20 protein-coding genes are annotated in these 20,050 nt (G+C 72.0%); 6 read left to right on the top strand and 14 right to left on the bottom strand.

Features of this window, described 5'->3' with window-relative positions; translation table 11 throughout:
• Window positions 1-129: 129 nt before the first annotated feature.
• The 10 genes from coaD to SM573_RS17655 form a co-directional block, all read right to left on the bottom strand.
• Window positions 130-591 (bottom strand): pantetheine-phosphate adenylyltransferase, encoded by a 462-nt coding sequence (gene coaD, locus SM573_RS17610; protein WP_474616596.1) that lies wholly within the window; start codon window positions 589-591, stop codon window positions 130-132.
• A gap of 50 nt (window positions 592-641) precedes the next feature.
• Window positions 642-1,223, bottom strand: a complete 582-nt coding sequence (locus SM573_RS17615; protein ID WP_474616597.1) for a dihydrofolate reductase family protein — start codon at window positions 1,221-1,223, stop codon at window positions 642-644.
• A 66-nt stretch (window positions 1,224-1,289) separates the two neighbouring features.
• Window positions 1,290-2,129, bottom strand: coding sequence for an AraC family transcriptional regulator (locus SM573_RS17620; protein ID WP_474616598.1), 840 nt, complete (start codon window positions 2,127-2,129; stop codon window positions 1,290-1,292).
• Window positions 2,130-2,256: 127 nt separating this feature from the next.
• Window positions 2,257-2,958: a VOC family protein gene (locus tag SM573_RS17625; protein ID WP_474616599.1), complete on the bottom strand. Its 702-nt coding sequence runs from the start codon at window positions 2,956-2,958 to the stop codon at window positions 2,257-2,259.
• A 66-nt stretch (window positions 2,959-3,024) separates the two neighbouring features.
• Window positions 3,025-3,846, bottom strand: coding sequence for an alpha/beta fold hydrolase (locus SM573_RS17630; RefSeq protein WP_474609889.1), 822 nt, complete (start codon window positions 3,844-3,846; stop codon window positions 3,025-3,027).
• 215 nt (window positions 3,847-4,061) lie between these two features.
• Window positions 4,062-5,120 (bottom strand): tartrate dehydrogenase, encoded by a 1,059-nt coding sequence (locus SM573_RS17635; RefSeq protein WP_474616600.1) that lies wholly within the window; start codon window positions 5,118-5,120, stop codon window positions 4,062-4,064.
• Entirely contained in the window at window positions 5,117-6,781 is a 1,665-nt protein-coding gene (locus SM573_RS17640) for an SLC13 family permease (RefSeq protein ID WP_474616601.1), read from the bottom strand. Before SM573_RS17640 ends, SM573_RS17635 begins: the two co-directional genes overlap by 4 nt.
• Before the next feature lie 85 nt (window positions 6,782-6,866).
• Entirely contained in the window at window positions 6,867-7,394 is a 528-nt protein-coding gene (locus SM573_RS17645) for a DUF488 domain-containing protein (protein WP_474616602.1), read from the bottom strand.
• 19 nt (window positions 7,395-7,413) lie between these two features.
• On the bottom strand, window positions 7,414-7,611 hold the full coding sequence (locus SM573_RS17650) for a DUF397 domain-containing protein (protein ID WP_474616603.1): 198 nt from the start codon (window positions 7,609-7,611) through the stop codon (window positions 7,414-7,416).
• Window positions 7,604-8,494 carry a helix-turn-helix domain-containing protein gene (locus SM573_RS17655; RefSeq protein WP_474616604.1) on the bottom strand — a complete coding sequence of 297 codons (891 nt, stop codon included), beginning with the start codon at window positions 8,492-8,494 and terminating at the stop codon, window positions 7,604-7,606. The genes SM573_RS17650 and SM573_RS17655 overlap by 8 nt, the downstream gene beginning before the upstream one ends.
• Window positions 8,495-8,790: 296 nt before the next feature.
• Between SM573_RS17655 and SM573_RS17660 the strand changes: the two genes are divergently transcribed.
• The 3 genes from SM573_RS17660 to SM573_RS17670 all read left to right on the top strand — a co-directional run bounded on the left by SM573_RS17660 (window position 8,791) and on the right by SM573_RS17670 (window position 11,827).
• The gene (locus tag SM573_RS17660; RefSeq protein WP_474609883.1) at window positions 8,791-9,042 is read left to right on the top strand and encodes a hypothetical protein; all 252 of its coding nucleotides are present in this window, start codon (window positions 8,791-8,793) and stop codon (window positions 9,040-9,042) included.
• A 64-nt stretch (window positions 9,043-9,106) separates the two neighbouring features.
• Window positions 9,107-9,688 (top strand): GNAT family N-acetyltransferase, encoded by a 582-nt coding sequence (locus tag SM573_RS17665; protein WP_474609882.1) that lies wholly within the window; start codon window positions 9,107-9,109, stop codon window positions 9,686-9,688.
• 246 nt (window positions 9,689-9,934) lie between these two features.
• The gene (locus tag SM573_RS17670; RefSeq protein ID WP_474616605.1) at window positions 9,935-11,827 is read left to right on the top strand and encodes a DUF2207 family protein; all 1,893 of its coding nucleotides are present in this window, start codon (window positions 9,935-9,937) and stop codon (window positions 11,825-11,827) included.
• Window positions 11,828-11,846: 19 nt separating this feature from the next.
• On the opposite strand, the gene SM573_RS17675 is transcribed toward SM573_RS17670, so the two are convergent.
• The 3 genes from SM573_RS17675 to SM573_RS17685 form a co-directional block, all read right to left on the bottom strand.
• Window positions 11,847-12,707: a haloalkane dehalogenase gene (locus SM573_RS17675; protein ID WP_474609880.1), complete on the bottom strand. Its 861-nt coding sequence runs from the start codon at window positions 12,705-12,707 to the stop codon at window positions 11,847-11,849.
• Window positions 12,708-12,795: 88 nt separating this feature from the next.
• On the bottom strand, window positions 12,796-13,233 hold the full coding sequence (locus SM573_RS17680) for a VOC family protein (RefSeq protein ID WP_474609879.1): 438 nt from the start codon (window positions 13,231-13,233) through the stop codon (window positions 12,796-12,798).
• Window position 13,234: 1 nt separating this feature from the next.
• Entirely contained in the window at window positions 13,235-13,819 is a 585-nt protein-coding gene (locus tag SM573_RS17685) for a DinB family protein (protein WP_474609878.1), read from the bottom strand.
• 61 nt (window positions 13,820-13,880) lie between these two features.
• Here SM573_RS17685 and SM573_RS17690 point away from each other — a divergent pair, with 61 nt between their 5' ends.
• Window positions 13,881-14,840 carry a helix-turn-helix transcriptional regulator gene (locus SM573_RS17690; protein WP_474616606.1) on the top strand — a complete coding sequence of 320 codons (960 nt, stop codon included), beginning with the start codon at window positions 13,881-13,883 and terminating at the stop codon, window positions 14,838-14,840.
• 178 nt (window positions 14,841-15,018) lie between these two features.
• Here SM573_RS17690 and SM573_RS17695 read toward each other — a convergent pair whose 3' ends face one another.
• Window positions 15,019-15,600, bottom strand: coding sequence for a TetR/AcrR family transcriptional regulator (locus SM573_RS17695; RefSeq protein ID WP_474609876.1), 582 nt, complete (start codon window positions 15,598-15,600; stop codon window positions 15,019-15,021).
• Between the two features lie 112 nt (window positions 15,601-15,712).
• Between SM573_RS17695 and SM573_RS17700 the strand changes: the two genes are divergently transcribed.
• Both SM573_RS17700 and SM573_RS17705 read left to right on the top strand, forming a co-directional pair.
• Entirely contained in the window at window positions 15,713-16,714 is a 1,002-nt protein-coding gene (locus SM573_RS17700; protein WP_474616607.1) for a zinc-dependent alcohol dehydrogenase family protein, read from the top strand.
• A gap of 355 nt (window positions 16,715-17,069) precedes the next feature.
• Window positions 17,070-19,970: a beta-L-arabinofuranosidase domain-containing protein gene (locus SM573_RS17705; protein WP_474616608.1), complete on the top strand. Its 2,901-nt coding sequence runs from the start codon at window positions 17,070-17,072 to the stop codon at window positions 19,968-19,970.
• The last annotated feature ends 80 nt before the right edge of the window (window positions 19,971-20,050 follow it).

The raw sequence follows: 20,050 nt of genomic DNA on the forward strand, positions 1-20,050 counted from the left end.
CTCCCCAGGAACAGCGCGACGATCACCGGCACGTTACCAACCGGTCGCTGTACGTGCTGTCCCGTCGAGGTGGCGGCCGTCCAACGGGTTCTGACGCTGGTTCGGCGAGGTTCGCCAACCTCTGGCCGTCTACGACCGAGGGAGCGAAGAACCCATCTTCAGTGCGCGCACCGCCGTCGAGGACACCGCGGCCAGGTCGGGCTGCGCGGGCAGGAGCACCGTGGGGACACCCAGCGACTGGTTCATCGCGGCGAGCTGGTACTCGGTCTGGAGGTCGGTGGTGTTACGCACCCCGCGGACGATCACTCCCACGTCGTGGCGGCGGCAGTAGGTGGAGGTCAACCCGCTCCAGGCCACAACCGTGACGGAGGTCCACTCGACCGGCAGAACGGCCCGAACGGCGGCCGCTCGCTCCGCTTCGTCGGTGCCGGGATGCTTGGCGCTGTTGACCGCGACGAGCACGACCACTTCGTCGAAGAGTGCGCGCGCCCGGTCCACCACATTCAAATGCCCCGGGGTGAACGGATCGAAGCTGCCGGGGTAGACGGCTCGCACGCCTACCCGATCACGTCCCCCTCTGTCGGTGCTCATGGCCAGACTGTAGGTATCGGCTGCCGGATCCGCCGACCCACTCAGATCGGTCAACGGCGCACCCGATAGCGCAGGTGAAGCACCCGGTTGCCCTGAATCACCACGTCAGGATCCTCCAACAGGTGCTGCGCGCTGACCGAGCCGAAGTAGCGCTTGCCGGACCCGAACACGACGGGTACGACGTCCATGCGCACCTCGTCGACGAGGCCCGCGGCAAGCACCTGGCCACCGACGTCGCCGGCGGCGGCCTCGACCATGCGGTCACCCGCGAGCTCCTGCGCCTTGACCACGGCTGCCTCGACGCCATCGACGAAGTGGAACGGCGCCTCGGGGTCCCAGCCCTCGGGCTCCGGCCGGTGCGTCACGACGACCACGTGGTCGACCCCGCCTGGAGGCTTCCCGTCCCAGCCGTCCGTCAGGTCGAAGACGTGGCGGCCGACGATTGTCGCCCCGATCTGGTCCCAGTACGGCCGGGTGTAGTCGTAGGACGTCTGCGACACCTTCAGCTCGCCGCTCTCGTCCAACGGGACGTCACCGCTGGACAACCAGTCGAACAGCGGTCCGGGCTGGTCGTTCTCGTCGGCGATGAAGCCGTCCACCGACACGGAGGCGTACATGACGACTTTGCCCACGGGGCTCTCCTCTGCTCTGGAATGCCCCCAAATTAGCGTGTCGTGGGCTGTCGCTCTTGTAAGAAATCAATCCGCCGGCAGCGGCCAGCCGTCCATCGCGTGGCCGGGATGCTCGCGCAGGAACCGCCGCCGGACTTCGACGTACCGGGTCGGCGTGAGCCCGGTGAACGCCCGGAACTCGTGGCTGAAGTGGGCCTGGTCGAAGTAGCCTGCGTCGTAGGCGAGGTCGCCCCAGTCGATCGGTCCGGCGGGGTCGATCGCGAACACGGTGGCGGTGAAGCGGTAGGTGCGGGCCAGCCGCTTCGGCGTGACGCCGATGAGCTCCTTGAACCGCTGTGCCAGATGGGTGCTGCTGACACCGGCTGCCACGCTCAGGTCGCCGATCGCCACCGCTCCGCTGGTCGCCGCGATGACGCTGCTCGTGTGGCGGACCAGCCCCAGGCCGGCGGTCTCGCACAGCCGTCGCATCAGCTCCTCCTCGAGCAGCGTCAGCATCTCGTGCGGTCCGTCCGCCGTGGCCAGTCGGTCTCGCAGCTCAGCGATGGCGGGTCGGCCCCAGACCTGCTCTACCGTCACCGGCCGGTCACACAGCTCGGCCGCGGGCATCGGCACGAACGGCGCCAGCCCCCACGGCTTGAAGTGCACGCCGACTGACCGGGTCCGGGGTGGGTAGCCGAACTCCCACGCCCGGGTGGGCGTGGTGACCACACAGCCGTCGGCGTACTCGGCCGTCTCGATGTCGGTGCCGCCGCGGATGCGGAACGGCGCCCCGAGGTTGACGATGAGCAGCGCCGACGGCGCGGGCGGCAGCGTCAGCAGGGCGTACGGCGACGCACCCTCCAGGTAGTAGAGGTCGTCGATCAGCCCGTCCAGGGGCGGTCGAGGCACTCTGGACACGTACTCCATGCCCACAGCATCGCCGACGCCCCACGGCATCGCGCGCCTGGATGCTCCAGCCACGCCGGACGGTCCGCCACCGTCGTGCCGTTTCCGGACGCAACACGGGGCGCTCGCAAACCCTGCGCGTCCGGCGTCAGCGGCCGCGTACGGAGAACTCGTTGCCGTCGGGGTCGGCCAGCTCGACGGCGCCGTCGGCGCCGGTCTCCAGCCGGGTGGCGCCGAGCGCGACCAGCCGGTCGACCTGTGCCCGCGGATCGCCCTCGACCGTGAGATCGAAGCGCTGCCGATTCCGCACCACCTTCGGTGCCACGGGCGGCCCGCCCCACGCGACCTTCGTGCCGCCCAGCGGTGACTGGATCGCGGTCTCCTGATCCTGGTCCCACACCAGCGGCCAGCCCAGCGCCTCACTCCAGAAGAGGCCGACCTCCCGGGTGCCGTCGCAGGCGAGCTCCCCGAGCAGGCCGCACCCGGCGAGGAAGCCGTTGCCCGGTTCGATCACGCAGAACGCGTTGCCCTCCGGGTCGGCCAGGACGACGTGTCCCTCCTCGGGGCGCTGCCCGACGTCGAGGTGACCGGCGCCGAGCGTGAGCGCGGTCGCCACCCTGTGCTGCTGGTCGGCGGGGTCCGTGCTGGTGAGGTGGAGGTGCAGGTGGCGGTGCGGCCCCACCGGCCGCGCCGGGCCGGCGACGAACCGGACACCGAGCTGGCCGTCCTCGCCGGGCAGGAGCGCACCGGCGTCCTCGACGACCTGCCGGCCGAGCAGGTCGGCCCAGAAACGCGCCAGCCGGGCCGGGTCCTGCGCGTCGAAGGTCACCGTCAGCAGTGGCGAGAGCATCACCGCACACTAGGCACCGCCCGACCCGGCGACAAGCCATTAAGCGGCTCCCGCCCGCTGCGAGGATCAGCCCTTCAGGAAGGCGAGCAGGTCCTCGTTGACCCGGTCCTGGAGCGTCGCGGTCATCCCGTGCGGCGCACCCGGGTAGTAGATCTCCTGGGCGTCCGCGACCAGTTGGGCGGTCTTGTGCGCCGAGTCCTTCACCGGCACGATCTGGTCGTCCTCGCCGTGCATGACCAGCGTGGGGATGTCGAACTTGGCGAGGTCGTCGCGGAAGTCGGTCTCCGAGAAGGCCTTGATGCTCTCGTACGCGTTCTTCATCCCCGACTGCATGCTCCAGAGCCAGAACTGGTCGAGGATGCCCTTGGACACGGTCGCGCCGGGACGGTTGGCGCCGTAGAACATCTGCGCCAGATCCTGGTAGAACTGCGACCGGTCCTGGAACAGCTTCGCGCGCAGGTCGTCGAAGACGCTGATCGGCAGACCCTCGGGGTTGTCGGGGGTCTGCACCATGATCGGCGGCACCGCGGAGATGAGGACGGCCTTCGCCACCCGAGCGGTCCCGTGTCGCCCGATGTAGCGGGCGACCTCCCCGCCGCCCGTCGAGTGCCCGACCAGCGTCACGTCGGTCAGGTCGAGAGCCTCGATCACCGCGGCCAGGTCGTCGGCGTACCCGTCCATGTCGTTGCCGGCCGAGGCCTGCCCGGAGCGGCCGTGCCCCCGGCGGTCATGCGCAACGACCCGGAACCCGTTCTGCACCAGGAAGAACATCTGGCCGTCCCACGCGTCCGCGTTCAGCGGCCACCCGTGCGAGAACGTGACGACCGGTCCGCTGCCCCAGTCCTTGTAGTAGATGTCCGTGCCGTCCTTCGCGCTGATGAAGCCCATGCCCTGCCCTCCCCACGGCGAACGGCGGGCTGGCCGGCCCCCGCCGACGCCCCACGTCACGTGGGGCGCCTCAGCCCGTCCAGGCGGCTGTTCCCGCTCCGCCTGCCTTCTCACGCGCCGCTGCCTGCCAATCTGCGCTTCTCCCGCGGGTCGGCCGCGGTGAGGCTCCTGAGCGTTCTGTGACGCTCGTCGGCGACATGGGCGCGGGGGCGCGCTCAGCCGGCCAGCCGGTCGACGAGGGCGGCCGTCACCTCCCGGGTGTCGGCGCTGCCGCCCAGGTCGCGGGTGCGCGTGCCGGGCTCGCGCAGCGTCGCCTCGACGGCGTCCAGCACGTCCCGCGCCGCCGCGGCGTGCCCGAGGTGGTCGAGCATCATGGCCGCCGACCACACCGCCCCGACCGGGTTCGCCACCCCCTTGCCCGCGATGTCCGGCGCCGAGCCGTGCACCGGCTCGAACATCGACGGGTACGTGCGGGTGGGGTCGAGGTTGCCGGACGGGGCGATGCCGATCGAGCCGGCCACCGCCGCGGCGAGGTCGCTGAGGATGTCGCCGAACAGGTTCGACGCCACCACCACGTCGAAGCTGCCCGGTTGCAGCACGAACTTCGCGGCGAGCGCGTCGATGTGCTCGCCGCGCCACCGCACGTCGGGGAAGGCCGCCGCCCGTTCGGCCACGACCTCGTCCCAGAACGGCATGGTGTGCACGATGCCGTTGGACTTGGTGGCCGAGGTGACGTGGCGGCGGCGGGTGCGGGCCAGCCCGAAGGCGTAGTCGGCGATCCGGCCCACCCCGGCCCGGGTGAACACCGCCTCCTGCACCGCCGTCTCGTCCGGGTGGCCGCGGCCGAAGCGCCCGCCGATCTCGCTGTACTCACCCTCCACGTTCTCCCGTACGACGACGAGGTCCACCTCACCCGGCCGTGCGCCGCGCACCGGGCTGTCGACCCCCTCGAACACCCGCACCGGACGCAGGTTGACGTACTGCCGGAAGGCCCGCCGGATCGGGATCAGCAGACCCCACAGGGAGACGTGGTCGGGCACGCCGGGCGCGCCGACCGCGCCGAGCAGGATCGCGTCGTACGGACGCAGCACCGCCAGCCCGTCGGTGGGCATCATCGCGCCCTCCCGCAGGTAGCGCTCGCACGACCAGTCGTACTCGTCGTAGTCGAGGGAGATGCCGTGCCGGCGGCAGGCGGCGTCGAGCACGCGGCGGGCGGCTTCGGTGACCTCGGCGCCGATGCCGTCGCCCGGGATGACGGCGATCCGCTGGTTCATCGGCCGAGCCCCACGACGGCGACCATGAGGGGCAGCAGCAGGAGGATGAGGAGGGCCCCGATGACGTCGAACGAGGCGCCGGAGCGGATCATCCGGGTGATCGGTACGGTGCCGGAGCCGTACACCACGGCGTTCTGCGGTGTCGAGACGGGCAGCATGAAGCCGAAGGACGCCGCGAAGGTGGCCGCGAGGGCGGGTACGAACGGGTCCACGCCGGCGGCCGCGGCGACCGGGATGACGATGGGTACGACCACCGCGGCGGAGGCGGTGTTGCTGGTCGTCTCGGAGATGATGATGGCCAGCAGCACGGCGAACGCGGTGATGGCGAAGGCGTTGGTCAGGCCGAGCCAGTCGGAGCTGGCGTTGCCGATGGTCTCGGCGAGGCCGGTGTCGTCGAGCAGCGCGCCGAATATGATGCCGGTGCCGAACAGGAGGACGGTGCCCCAGTCGATGCGGGCGGCGTCGCTCCAGTTGAGCGTGTACTCGCGGCTGCGCCAGTCGGTGGGCAGCAGGAAGAGCAGGGACGCGCCGAGCACGGCGACGACGCCCTCGTTGAGCCGGCCGCTGACCGTCTCGTAGACGCGGGACTCGGTGCCGGCGACCAGCGCGACGAGGCCCGGGAAGATCCACAGTGCCACCGTCACGCCGAACGCGACGAGGGTGTTCTTCTCGGCCCGGGACAGCTTGCCCAGCCGGGCCCGCTCGGCGGCGACGTACTCCTCGACGCCCTCGATGCGGCGGATCTCCGGCTTGTTGAGCAGCAGCAGGATGGTCGCCAGGACCAGGAACATGGCCAGGCAGATCGGGAACGCCGTCATCATCCAGTCGGCGAACGAGATGCGCTCCCCGGTGGCCTCCTCGATGAGGGCCCGGCCGATCAGGTTGGGCGGTGTGCCCACGGGCGTGAGCAGGCCGCCGACGCTCGCCCCGTACGCCAGCATCAGCATCAGCGCGAAGCCCACCCGCAGCCGGGTCGGGTCCCAGCCCGGCTTGGTCAGGCCGCGGCTCTGCAGCAGCTTCGCGATGACGGCGAGGATGCCGAGCGCGGTGGGCAGCAGCATCGCCACCGTCGCGGTGTTGGATACGAACGCCGACAGCAGGCAGGTGATGACGCCGAAGGCGATGACCACCCGGCCGGTGGTCCTGCCGACGCCCGGCAGCGACAGGATGCGGAACGCGAACCGTTGCGCCAGGCCGTGTTTGAGCATGGCCTGGGCGAGGATGAAGGCGCCGATGAAGGTGAACACGGTGGACGAGCCGAACGGTTGCAGCACGTCGCCGGCCGGGGCGACGCCCATCAGCACGATCACGCCGACCCCGATGAGGCCGCCGACCGGGATCGGCACCGCCTCGGTGATCCACAACGCGATCACGCCGATCAGGATCCCGGCGAGGGTCTGCTGGCTGGGCGGCATGTCCAGCGGCAGGGCGAGGAAGATCAGTGCCAGGGCCGGCGCGAGGACGAGGCCCACCGTGCGGCGGCGTCGCTCGAAGCGTTCCTCGGCGGGGGAGAGCCGCTGCTCGGCCAGGCCGCGGTAGGTGGCGCCGCCGAGCAGGGCCTGGTCGACGTCGACCTGGGCCGGCTCGTCCGCGCGGCCGTCACGTCGCTGCTCGGGTACGGTCGTTCGCGAATCGCGTCCATCAGCATCGATGTCTGCCATCTGTCGATGATCCGACTGTGACCTGCGCCACGCAAGCCCTTCGGGGCGCGGAGCCGGTCGACGAGGCGCGCAACGCCGGCCAACCTCAGTCCTGGTCGTACACCAGCGTTCCGTCGGAGGTGAGCCGGGCTCCCGCGGCGACGGGATGGGGGCTGAGCCGGCCCTGATGGTCGAGATGGCACACCGGCGTCTCCCGGGCACGGACCGCGAAGTCGGCGATCAGCCGGCGGTGGCAGCGCCACCACACGCTCTCACTGCACATGATCGCGACACGCGACTCCCGCGCCTCGGCCAGCAGCGCGTCGACGGCCGCGAGAAACTCCGGGCTGCGCATGTGGGCGGCGTACCCGCGGAACGCCTCGACCTGCCACCACCGGTCCGGCGAGTCGGCCGGCACGCGGCGGCGGCCACCGAGCCGCTCCTCCCACCGGTAGTCCACGCCGGCCTCCGGCAGCCACCGCGCCAGGGCCTCCCGCTTGACGTGCGGGTGGGCGCGGCTGCCGGGATAGCGGCGTACGTCGACCAGCCGGGTCACCCCCGCGTCCCGCAGCAGGTCGGTCAGCTCCGCCTGGCCGGCGGTGCCGTGGCCGACGGTCAGGAGCGCCTCTGCCATGGGGGACAGTCAACCGTGGTCACGACGACCTGGTGCGAGTATCCGCGACGAAGCGCCGCCAGGCGTCGGGGTCGAAAGCCAGGGCGGGGCCGTGGGGATCCTTGGAGTCGCGTACGGCGACGAGGCCGGGGAGGTTGATGGCGACCTCGACACAGTCCCCGCCGTTGCCGCCGCTGCGGGTGCTCTTGCGCCATACGGCGCTGGTCAGGTCAGTCATGCCGTATCTCCCCGATCATTCGCTTGATCATGTCTCTCGATTCTGCCTCATGTAGCGCGAGCGCATCCAAACCGTTCCACGCCCGCTCATATGCCTGTAGCTCGTCAGGCTTGTCCAGGTAGAGCGCGCCTGTGAGCGACTCGCTGTAGACCACGGAGGGCTCAGGTGCGGCTCGGCCGCCCTTGGTCGGGGGAAAGTCGAGGATGACGAACGATCCGGCGACCGCACCGGGCTGCGGGCCGACCGCCAACGGAAGCACTCTGAGGGTGACGTTCGGCAGCTCGGACAACGTAGTGAGATGGTCGAGCTGGGCTCGCATAGTGCCCGGTCCGCCGACAATTCGTCTGAGGACGGCCTCGGACAACACCTGCACCACCCGCGGAGCCGCCGGCAGCCGACGTGTCAGCAGTGCCTGTCGTTGCAGCCGGACCCGGACCGCCCGCTCGCGGTCCTCCTCACTGGCGTCCGGCCGGTCGAGCCGGTAGATGGCCTGTGCGTACTCCCGAATCTGGAAAAGCCCGGGAACCAGCGATTCGTCATAACGTCGCAGGTGCGCGGCGGCGGACTCCAGGCCCACGTACAGCTCGAACCAGCTCGGGACCGCGTCGCCGTACGCGTGCCACCAGCCCTTCGACTTCGTCTCGGCGGCGAGGCCCCGCATGGCCTCGGTCATGTCGGCCGACACGCCGTACAGCTCGCACATCGCCTTGACGTCGAGCACGCGCACGGGGCCCAGGCCGCTCTCGATGCGCCAGATCTTCTGGCGGCTGTATTCGAGGGCTTCGGCGGCGGCGTCGAGGGTGACGCCGGCCTCGGTGCGGTACTGACGCAGCAACCGTCCGAGCTGCCGACGCGGCACGGTCGATCCGATCTCCTCGGCCATTCGGGCACTCCCTGATTCCGTCCTGCAACACTGCGTGACGCCGCTCTGCAACTCGTACAGGTTGCAGTAAAGAAAGTCAATACACGCCGGGGAAAATCCGCTGTGGAACGTTGCGCAGAGACTGCGTCGTGTCACAAGCTGACCACCGAGCGCTGTGCCGACGTACCGCTGAACGAAGCTGCGGTGGCACGGCGGGGTGGGGCCGGTCGTGCGGGGAGGGCGGGGGCCCCACCCGTCCAATCCACACCGGAGGGCGGGTCAGGCGTGGGTCAGCGAACAGCTCGGGGGTGCGTGTGATGAGCCGACGGTATGTGATCCACCTGCCCGTGGTGGCCGCCGACCTGCCGGCCGCGCAGCGGCTGGCCCGGGTGGTCGGCCGGTGGATGACGGTGCTGCCGATGATGGACCCGGGAGAGATGACCGTCTCCGAGGAGGATCAGCAGTTCCTGCGCCACCGCGTCTTCTGCGACCAGTTGCTGGGAGGCGGCCGGCGCTGCCGACTCCGCGCCGGCCACGACGGTGAGTGCGCCCGCCGGCCGCCCCGATAACCGGCCGCCGCACACCGGCCCGCGTGGCAGACTCCCACCGTTCGTGACCCTCTGGAGGCTGTGAATGTTCGCGTTGCCCCTCACCGGCTCGGCCGAGCTGCGTCCGCTCGACGTCTGGCACGCCGAGGAGTTCCTCGCCCACATGGACCGGGCACGCGAGCACATCGCGCCGTGGGTGGGGCCCTCGTTCGTCGCGCGGGACCTCACCGAGGCGCGCGGGGTCCTGCGACGCTACGCGGAGAAGCGGGCGCAGGACGCCGGCGCGGCGTGGGGGATCTGGCTGGACGACGTGCTCGTCGGTGGCGTCATGCTCGTCACCTTCGACGCCGCCACGGGCGTGTGCGAGGCGGGCTGCTGGCTGGAGCCGGGCGCGCAGGGACGCGGGCTGATCACCCTCGCCGCGGAGCGGATCATCGGTTGGGCGGTCGAGGAGCGCGGCATCCACCGCGTCGAGTGGCGCACGAACGCCAAGAACGTCCGCAGCATCGCCGTCGCGCGGCGGCTGGGCATGAGCTGCGACGGGACGTTGCGGGCGGTCTACCCGGACGGGTCCGGCGGGCGCATCGACCTCGAGGTCTGGTCGGTGCTCGCCGACGAGTGGCGCGCCCGCGCGGCCGCCCGTCGCGGTGAGCACGCGTCGGTCTGAGGCTCGGGCACCCGCTGCCGGCGCGCTGCGGGGCCGTCGACACCGTGGCGCGCACCCGCGCGACAGGCACCGCCCCCACGGCCCGACGCGCGCCGTCGCCGTTCGCCCCGGAAGTCCGCCCCGAGGGACGACCGCGCCATCGGCGACAGGGCCGATGCCCTTGCGCGTCACGCGGATCATCATGGGTGCGACCGCCGCGAGGTGTCCGGCGGACGCCCGCGTCCGGTGCGGAGAAGGCAGGGCAGGATGAACCTCAGCGACATGGTCATCGAGCTGGGCCTGCCGGTGGCCGCCCTGGGCCTGTGGGCCGCCGGCTACGGCGTCGTCCGGCTGGCGAGCCGGCCGGCGGGCGTGGCGCCGGGGCGGGCCGCGATGGACCTTCCCGGTCCGGAGTCCCCGGCGGTGGTCAGCCTGCTGGCCAACCGGTGGCAGGTCACCGGCGACGCCGCCAAGTCCACCCTGCTCGACCTCGCCGCGCGGGGGTACGTCGAGTTGCGGCAGGCCGACGCGGGCCCCCGCCACACCACCGTGCACCTGACCGGGCGGTCGCCCGAGGACCTCAACCGGTACGAGCGCATGGTCCACGGCCGGGTGAGCGAGCGCGCGGTCGACGGCACGGTGCCGTTGACCGCGCTGAGCTTCACCGACACCACGCGCGCGGCGAGCTGGTCGAAGCGGATGCGCCGCCACGTCATCGCGGACGCCCGGCGGCTCGGGCTCTCCCGCGGGCGGTTCTCCGCGGGGGCGGCGACGGCCCTCGGCCTGCTGGGCCTGGTGGTCGCGGCGGCCGTCGCCGCCGGGGCGTGGCACTACCTGGGCCGCACCGGTGAGGACGAGTTCGGCGGCGTCGCCGCGTTCGTCGTCACGGCGGCCGCGCTCTACGGTCTCGCCGGCCGCGACCCGGGCGAACGCGACACCCCGGCCGGCCGGGCCGCCGCCGCACGCTGGCTCGGCCTGCGCGCCTGGCTCACCGGTCACGAGTCGTTCGCCGACCTGCCGCCCGCCGCCGTCGCGGTCTGGGGCCGCTACCTGCCGTACGGGGCCGCCCTCGGGGTCACGCGGGTGGCCTCCGGGGTGATCGATCTCGGGTTGGCCGACCGCGGGCGGCTCTGGTCGTCCGCCGCCGGCGACTGGCGTCAGGTGCGGGTCAGCTACCCGTCGGGCCAGCCCCGGTACGGCCAGGCGCTGGGCTGGATCGTGTTCCGGGCGGCCCTCGCGGCCATGGTCGGCTGGACCCTGGCCCGGGTGGTCGGCCCGCGCCTGCTCGACCCCGCTCCCGGCTCGCCCGGGACGGAGCGGGGCCTGTGGTCGCGGCTGTCCGACGTCGACCCCGTCTCGCTCGGTCTCATCGCGCTCGGGTTCGTGCTGCTCGGGTACGCCGGTTACCTGAGCCTGCGGGTCCTCGTCGACCTGGTGGCACCGGCCACCGTCACCGGTGAGGTGCTCTGGCACCAGGTGTGGCGCAGCCGCATCTCGGAGGGCAGCAGGAGCGCGGTCCCGGTCAACCACCATCTCGTCGTGGACGACGGGCGGGCCGAGGAGTTGCGGGCCTGGGTGCTGCCCGAGGAGATCGCGGGCGAGTGCCGGGTCGGGGACCTGGTCACGGTCCGGGCGCGCCCGTGGACGCGTCGGGTCACGCAGGTCACCCTCCATCGGCCCGCACCGGAGCCGGTCGGGCCGCCCGACGTGCTCGACGACGAGGACCGGCTGCGCGGCGCGGCGGTGCCCGCCACGGCCGGCCGGGCGACGATCCACCCGGAGCGTCTGCTCACCGCCGCCGAGGTCGGCGCGGCACTGGGCACGCGGGTGTCCCTGACGCGGCCCGAGCCGGACGGGCAGGTGCGCGGCGTCGCCACCTTCGTCGACGGCCGCGGTGCCACCGTGCTCGCCGTGCACGTCGCGGCCGGCGGGCGTACGGCCCGGTTCGCGGTGGCGATGGGCCGGGCGCTCGGTCGGGTGCTGCCCGGCGTCGGCGACGAGGCCTACGCTGCGCCGGATCGGATGGCCGCCCGGCGCGGCGAGGTGGTGGTGGTCCTCATGCGGCCTGGTGGCGCGCCCGCCGACGTGCCGGCGCTGGCCGGGCTGCTGGCGACCGCGCTGTCCCGCCTGCCGTCGGACGTCGCGGGCAACCCGGCCTGAGCGGCGCCGGCCCGCCGGGTCAGCGGGTGAGGTTGTGCCGCCATGCCCAGGAGCTGATGGCGTCGGCGATCGCCTCGGGCTGGTCCTCGGGTGCGTGGTGACCGGCCGGGCCGCAGTGGCGGGCCTCCAGGCCGGCGATGTTCTCCGCGCACCAGTCGGCCATCTCCTTGCCGATCAGCAGGGTCGGCGAGGAGTCGAAGGTGAGCAGCAGCTTGGGGACGTCGCCGCTGGCGGCGAGCCACGTGCCATAGCGCTCGACGCGTTCGGTGACGTCGGCCGGCTCGCCGTCCAGCGGCATCGAGCGCGCCCACTGGAGCACCGGTCGTCGGCTCTCCCGCGTCGGGTACGGCTCCCGGTAGGCCGCCAGGTCCTCCTCGCTCACCGGGGTCAGCACACCGCCGGTGAAGGCCGACTCGATGAAGAAGTCGCTGTCGAGCACCAGCGCCTCGCCCTGCGGGCCGCGCATGGCCTCGGCGCGGGCGCGCGGCCCATCGCCCAGCTCGCTCCAGGACATCGGTCGCACGATGGTCTCGAAGAAGGCGACGCCGCGGACCCGGGCCGGGTGGCGGGCGGCCCAGTCGAAGGCGAGGGCGCCGCCCCAGTCGTGGCCGACGAGCACCACGTCGTCGAGGCCGAGTCGGTCGAACCAGCCGTCGAGGTAGCGGGCGTGGTCGGCGAACCGGTATGCCACGTCGGGCTTGCCGGAGCGGCCCATGCCGACGAGGTCGGGGGCGAGCAGGCGGGCGGGCAGGTCCATCGCGGGCAGCACCCGCCGCCACAGGCGGGACGAGCCGGGGTTGCCGTGGAGGAAGACGACGGGGGCGCCGTCGCCGGTCTCCTCGTAGTGGATGGTCGAGTCCAGCACGGTGGCCACGGGCATGGCGTTCCTCCGGTGATCGCACTAACGTTGGTCGCGCCAACAAAACTAGTTCGTTGGCGCGACCAACGCAAGGGGTCGTGCGGAGGGATCAGTCGAGGCAGAACTCGTTGCCCTCCGGGTCCGCCATCACGATGTGACCGGCGCCCAGCGGGGGAGCGGGCTCGTGGCGCCGCAACCGGGTCGCGCCGTGACCGACGAGCCGGTCGGCCTCCGCCTCCAGGGCCGCCATCCGCGCGCCCCCCTCGAGCCCCGGGGCCGCGCGCACATCGAGGTGGACGCGGTTCTTGACCTGCTTGCCCTCAGGCACGCGCTGGAAGAACAGTCGCGGACCGGCGCCCTCGGGGTCCACCAGCGCCGAGGCGTCGTTACGGCGCTCGGGTGGCACACCCAACGCGTCCAGCGCCTGCTCCCACGACCCGAAGCCCGCGGGCGGGTCCTGGAGCCGGTAGCCGAGAACCTCGGCCCAGAACCCGGCCAACGCGGCGGGGTCGGCGCAGTCGAAGGTGATCTGTACGTCGCGGGCCACCTCAGCTCGCCTCCTGCCGGACCCGCCGGTGGGTGTGCAGGTAGAGGTCGCGCAGTAGGCACACCTCGGACAGGTGGTGGATCAGCTCACGGTTGATGTGGAGCACCAGCGCCGCCATCGGGAGGCCGGCGTACGGACCCTCCGCCTCCCCGCACGGCCGGGCGAGGCCGGCCTCACCGAGGGACTCCACCCCGGCCAGCCACGTCGCGTACTCGGCGTCGAGCTGAGCCAGCGCCCCGGCCGCGCTCTCGGCGTACGCGAACGACTGGTAGTCGGTCGGCGCCCGACCGAAGTGCGCGGCGTTGCGCACCGCGAGCACGCCGACGATCACGTGCCCGAGTCGCCAGGCGATCGTGGTGAACGGCGACGGGTCGGGCTCCGGCATCGCGAAGTCGATGGTCATCGCGCCGGACCCGCCCTGCACCGGTGCGGTGCTGGTGCCTCGCGGTCGGACGTTCCAGCAGCCGGGCGCCGGCTCCCAGAAGTACTCGTCGTCGGTGAGCCCGTCGAGGCGCCCGCGCAGCTGTGCGGTCCAGTGCCAGGCGACCTGCTCTCGGAGCAGGGAGTTCCAGGTCAGTTCGGTCATGGCCCCAGCCTGTCGTAAATAGCGGACAGGGTTGTTCCGTGATCTGTGGAACCATGAGCACGTGACCGTCGAAGCCACCACCGAGCGCGTCCTGCGGCTGCTGGCGCTGTTGCAGCGGCGGCCGTCCTGGACCGCCGCCCAACTCGCCGCCGAGCTGGGTGTCACCGACCGCTGCGTGCGCCGCGACGTGGAGCGGTTGCGCGCCCTCGGCTACCCCGTGCACGCGACGCCCGGCGTCGGCGGCGGCTACCAGCTCGGCGCGGGCACGCGGCTGCCGCCGCTGCTCCTCGACGACGAGGAGGCCATCGCCACGGCCATCTCCCTGCGGCTCGCGGCCGGCGGCACGGTCACCGGGGCCGGCGAGGCGGCCCTGCGGGCGCTCGCGAAGCTCGACCAGGTGATGCCGGCGCGGCTGCGCGCCGAGGTGCGGGCGGTGCACGGCGCCACCGAGACGCTCGTCGCCCCCGGCGTCGAGATCGACGCGGAGGTTCTGGTGAGGCTCGCGCGGGCCTGCCGCGACGCGGTGCGGGTGCGGTTCCGCTACGTCGGCCGTGACGGCGAGGAGGGGGAGCGCACCGTCGAGCCGGTGCGGATGGTCACCACCGGCCGCCGCTGGTATCTCATGGCCCGCGACGTCGACCGCGACGACTGGCGTACCTTCCGGCTGGACCGGATGCGGGAGGTGGTGGCGACCACGTGGCGCTTCCGCCCGACCGCGCACCCCGACCCGGTCGACTACGTGCAGCGATCGGTCACCGCCGCACCCTACCGGTATCTCGCCCGCGTGCGGGTGCACGCCCGACCCGAGCAGGTGCGGGACCTGGTGCCGCCCCAGGTGGGGCGCGTCGAGGACGACCGCGACGGGTGGTGCGTGCTCAGCGTCGGCGGCGACCACCTGGACTGGCTGGCCGCGCACGTGGCCCGGCTGGATTTCGAGGCGGAGGTGCTGGAGCCGCCGGAGCTGCGGGAGGTCGCCGCCCGGCTCGCCCGCCGGCTCGCGGCGATGGGCGGGGCGGGCTGACGATCCCGCTCGCGCGCCACGCGCCGGTCGGATCCGGTGGGTTGGACCGGGCGGCAGCCGCCCGGGCTCGACGCCGTACTGGCGCACGTGACCGCCGGCGTGTGACCGACCGTCCGGCCGGAACGCGTCGCGATGACCTGGCATGGTCACCTCGCCGGGTCGGGGCGGCCGGTCCGCGTCAGGGCCGGGGCGGGTTGGTAAGGCGCTCGACGGCGGCGATCAGGGCCCGGCGGTGGACGGCGATCCGCTCCGGTGAATCCGGGTCGGAGCCGTCAGCGGTGAGGAGATCCCGTGGGGTGTACATCCAGGCGCTGGCCATGCCCTGGATGAGAACGAGGAGATCGACCGGAGGTACGCCGCCTGTCTCGGTGGTGTCGTCGCCGGATCCCATGGCGGCCACCTTCGCCGTGTAGGCGGCCTTGTTGCTCGGGCCGAGGGTGGGACGCTCAAGCTGGCGCCACATCGACAGCCGCAGCGCCTCCGGATGTTCGTGGATGTAGTCGAAGAGCCGTCCCGCGAACCCGGGCAGGTCCTTCTCGTCCACGGGAACGGCTTCCATCAGCCGCCTGAGCACGTGGTCGAGGGTCGCCGAGAATAGGGACTCCTTGTCCTGGAAGTAGACGTAAATAAGCTTCTTGTCCGCTTTGGCGTTGGCGGCGATCCGATCCACGCGCGCTCCGGCGAGCCCGACGGCGGAGAACTCGGCGATGGCGGCCTGCAGGATTCGCTTCCGGGTCTCGGCGGCGTCGCGGGGTGACATGGGTCAAGGTTAGTTCACTCACTAGTGATTGACGTAAGAGGGTTCCGCGAGCTGTCCTTGCTAGGTCACCAACTAGTGAACTCGGGTCTCGCGACCCAGATGGGAAAAAATCATGAAGCAGTGGATCATCCCGGCCGACGGCACCGAACCGGCCGAACTGAGGACCGAGAATGTGGTCATTCCCGAGCCGGGACCGGGTCAGGTGCGGGTCCGGGTGACCGCGCTGTCGCTGAACGCGCGGGACGGGCTCATCCTCTCCGGCCCGTTCGGGCGGCGACCCGGCGTCGACCTGGTGCCGTTGTCGGACCTGGCGGGCGTGGTGGACCGCGTGGGCGCCGACGTCGACGCGTGGGAGGTCGGTGACCGGGTAACCCGGGCGCACGCACCGGTCTGGATCACCGGACGCCCGGTGCCGTTCGGCATCGGGGCGGGCAGCCTCGACGATCCCGGTGCCGCCGCCGAGTACGTCGTTCTCGATGCCGGCACCCTCGTCGCCACCCCGCCGCACCTCAGCGACGCCGAGGCGTCGACCATGCAGGTAGCCGGAGTCACCGCGTGGAACGCCGTCTTCGGTGCCAACCCGGTCACGGTAGGCGACCGCGTGCTGGTCACCGGAAGCGGCGGTGTGTCCCTGTACGCGCTGCAACTCGCCAGGGCCGCGGGCGCGGAGATCTACGTGGGGCTGCGCAGCCGGCACGACGACCCGCGATGGAAGGACCTCGGGGTGGCCGGCATCGTCGACACCACCGAGCCGGGCTGGGGCGAACGGGCGAAGGCCCTCTCCGGAGGCGCTACCAAGGTCGTCAACGCCGTGGGCTCGGGCGTCCTGAACGAGTGCCTGGCCGCGCTCGCGCCCGGAGGCGAGCAGGCCCTTCTCGGCCTCTACGACCCGGCACCGCAGGCGCCGGACCCCATGCTGCTGACGGCCAACCAACTGGCCGTTCGGGGCGTCGCCGTGGGCAGCGTCAGCATGCACCGTGAGCTCGCCGAGTTCATGACCGACCACGACATCCATCCGGTGATTTCCGAGCGCGTCGACTTCGACCGGCTGCCCGACGCGTTCACCGTCCTGCGTGACGGCGGCGTCTTCGGGAAGATCGTCATCGACGTCTGACGGGCTCGCGCCGGGCTCCGGGCCGGTCGGGCCGCCCGGAGCCCGCCCGCGCCGACGCGCTACCGACCGCCGGCGCGCAGCCGTCCGTCCTGGTGGGACACCGTAGCGCCCGCCGCAGGTGTATTGACACTCGTGATGTTAGCGCTAACACTGTCCTCACCGTCCCGCCTCACCTGCCGGTGTCCGCGCCCACGGTCCTTCACCACGGGCACGTTGACAAGCCGGGTCACCCGAGGTCGCGCGAGACCGTCGCGGGGCGTCACGCCACCCGGACGTCCCGCGCCGTCCCGCCACAGCGGATCCGTCGGATCCGCCGCGGTGGTCCGACTGCCGGCCAGACGAAAGAGAGTGAGAAGTGGCAAAGCAGTTCACCCGACGGAGCCTGCTCCAGATGGGCGCGTTGGCGACCACCGCCCCCGCCGCCCTGGCCATCACCACCACTGCCGCCTCGGCCGACACCACCACCGCCGCCACGCACGGCGGCGCGGGTCACGGCCGTGGCGCCCTCAAGCCGTTCGCCCTCGACCAGGTCGCCCTGAGGGAGGGCATCTTCCAGCAGAAGCGCGACCGGATGCTGAACTACGCCCGCAACTACCCCGGCACCGGGGGCGTGCTCGACGGCCCGGACCGGATGCTGCACCTCTTCCGGGCCAACGCCGGCCTCCCCGCCCCCGGCACCTGGCCGGGCGGCTGGGACACCCCGAACCACCTGCTGCGCGGCCACTTCACCGGCCACTACATGACGATGCTGTCCCAGTGCTACGCCGACACCGGCGAGGAGATCTTCCTCGACAAGCTCGACTACCTCGTCGAGGAGCTGGGCAAGTGCCAGCGGGCGCTGGACGCGCGGCCCGTCGGCCGGGTCCCGGGCCGGGCCGGCAAGGCCGTACGGCTCAGCGACCCGCACCCCAACCAGTACGTGCTGCTGCCCACGGGGCTGCTCGACGGCGTCACCGACGCGACGTTCGCGATCTGGGTGCGGCTCGCCGCCGGCCAGACCAACGCCAGACTCTTCCACTTCGGCGTCGGCGCGAACATCTACCTGTCCCTGTCGCCGTGGGTCTCGGCCACCATGGGTCCCCGCTTCGCCGTGACCGTCAGCGGCAGCGCCCACGAGCAGCGCGTCGACGGCACGCGGGACGCCGTCCCGATCGGCGAGTGGGCGCACGTCGCCGTGACCGTCTCCGCGTCCGAGGGCGTCGCCCGGCTCTACGTCAACGGGACCCGGGTGGGCGAGAACGCCGTCCAACTCACCCCCGCGGACCTGCCCGCGACGACCGACAACTGGATCGGACGCTCGGCGAGCAACAACGACCCGTACCTCGACGCCACGGTGGACGACTTCCGGATCTACCGCCGGGCGCTGACCGGCGCCGAGGTGCAGGCGCTCGCCACCACGGACCCGGCGCCGGAGCGGACGGACCTGGTGACCTGGTACCGCTTCGAGGAGGAGGGCGAGACCGCCGCCGACCACTCGGGCAACGACCGCGACGCCACCATCATCGGCACGAGCTACCCGGGCTACCTCTCCGCGTTCCCGGAGGGCCAGTTCAGCCGCCTCGAACCACCGACACTCCGGCCGAACAGCGGCGCCAACGCCGTCTGGGCGCCCTGGTACACCTGCCACAAGATCATGCGGGGCCTGCTCAACGCCTATCACCTGACGGGCAACGAGGAGGCGCTGGAGATCGTCTTCCGGATGGGGGACTGGGCGCACCAGCGGCTCAGCCGGTACCGCCAGGCCGAGCTGGACCAGATGTGGAACATCTACAGCGCCGGCGAGGCCGGCTCCATGAACGAGGTCATGGCCGAGCTGTTCGCGCTGGCACCGGACGCCGACCGGAAGGCCCGCTACCTGCGCACCGCCAAGGCGTTCACCTTCACCACCCTGTTCGACGCCACCCGCGCTGACCAGGACATCCTCAACGGCCGGCACGCCAACCAGTACATGGCGCCCAACATCGGTTACCTGCGGATCTTCGAGCAGACCGGCGAGGAGGAATTCCACACCGCGGCCAGGAACTTCTGGGCCATGGTCGTGCCGCACCGCACCTTCAGCAACGGCGGCGCCGGCCGCAGCGAGCACTTCGGCGTACGCGGAGTCATCACCGCCGGGTTCACCTCCAACTCGGACCCACGGCACGCCGAGACGTGCTGCGCGTACAACATGCTGCGACTGACCCGGAACCTGTTCTTCCACGAGCAGGACCCGGCCTACATGGACTTCTACGAGAAGGCGCTCTACAACCAGATCCTCAGCTCACGCCGCGACGTCGACAGCGTCACCGCCACCGAGGTGACCTACCACCAGAACATGTGGCCGGGCCGCTCGCGGCGCATCGGCACGTTCGTCGAGTACAGCCGCTACGGCGGCAACGGCAGCTGCTGCAACGGCACCGGTCTGGAGAGCCACACCAAGTACCAGGAGTCCGTCTACTTCCAGTCGGCCGACGAGTCGACGCTCTACGTCAACCTCTACATCGCCTCGACCCTGACGCTGGCCGGCCGCGGGTTCGTCATCACCCAGGACACGCGCTTCCCGGCCGAGGGCGCCACCCGGCTGCGCTTCGACAAGGGCAGCGGCCGGCTCGCGATCAAGCTGCGGGTGCCCTCGTGGGCGGTCAAGGGCTACCAGGTCACGGTCAACGGCGTCCGGCAGCGACTCACCGCGAGACCCGGCAGCTACGTCACCCTCGACCGCCGCTGGTCGCGCGGGGACACCATCGACATCGCGATTCCGTTCGGCTTCCGCGTCGAGAAGGCCCTCGACGACAAGTCGGTGCAGTCGATCCTCTACGGCCCGGTCCTGATGGTCGTCCGGGACGACACCCCCAGCTACCGGGAGTTCTCCTTCTTCAAGGCCCTGAAGCTCGACGGCGACCTGGCCGCCTCGATCGCGCCGACCAGCACCCCCATGCACTTCACCACCCACGGCTACACGCTCGCGCCGTACTACATCGCCGACCCGGTGCCCGGGCAGTTCAACGCCTACCACCCGTACGTCAGGCGCGTCGAGCCGGAGGTCGTCTTCGGCTCGGCCGCCACCGGCGTGCCCAACGACGCGCTACGCGACGAGGACGGCGAGACGTTCCTCGACCGGGTCTGGGAGGCCGCGCCGTTCCGCAACCACGGGCAGTTCCTCCGCCACGTGGACCGGGTGTCCGACGACTGGGTCCGCGCCGGACGGCACACGCGGGCACAGCAGAAGGTCATCCACCTGGCCGCCGCCCGGTCGAGGCGCGACCTGGAACCGTGATCCGCGCCAGCGGCTGAGGTGGGCCGGCGCCGGCCCCGACGGCCACACGCCGGGCGGGGCCAGCGCGCGGCACGCCGCGC

Source organism: Micromonospora xinjiangensis, from assembly GCF_056150165.1.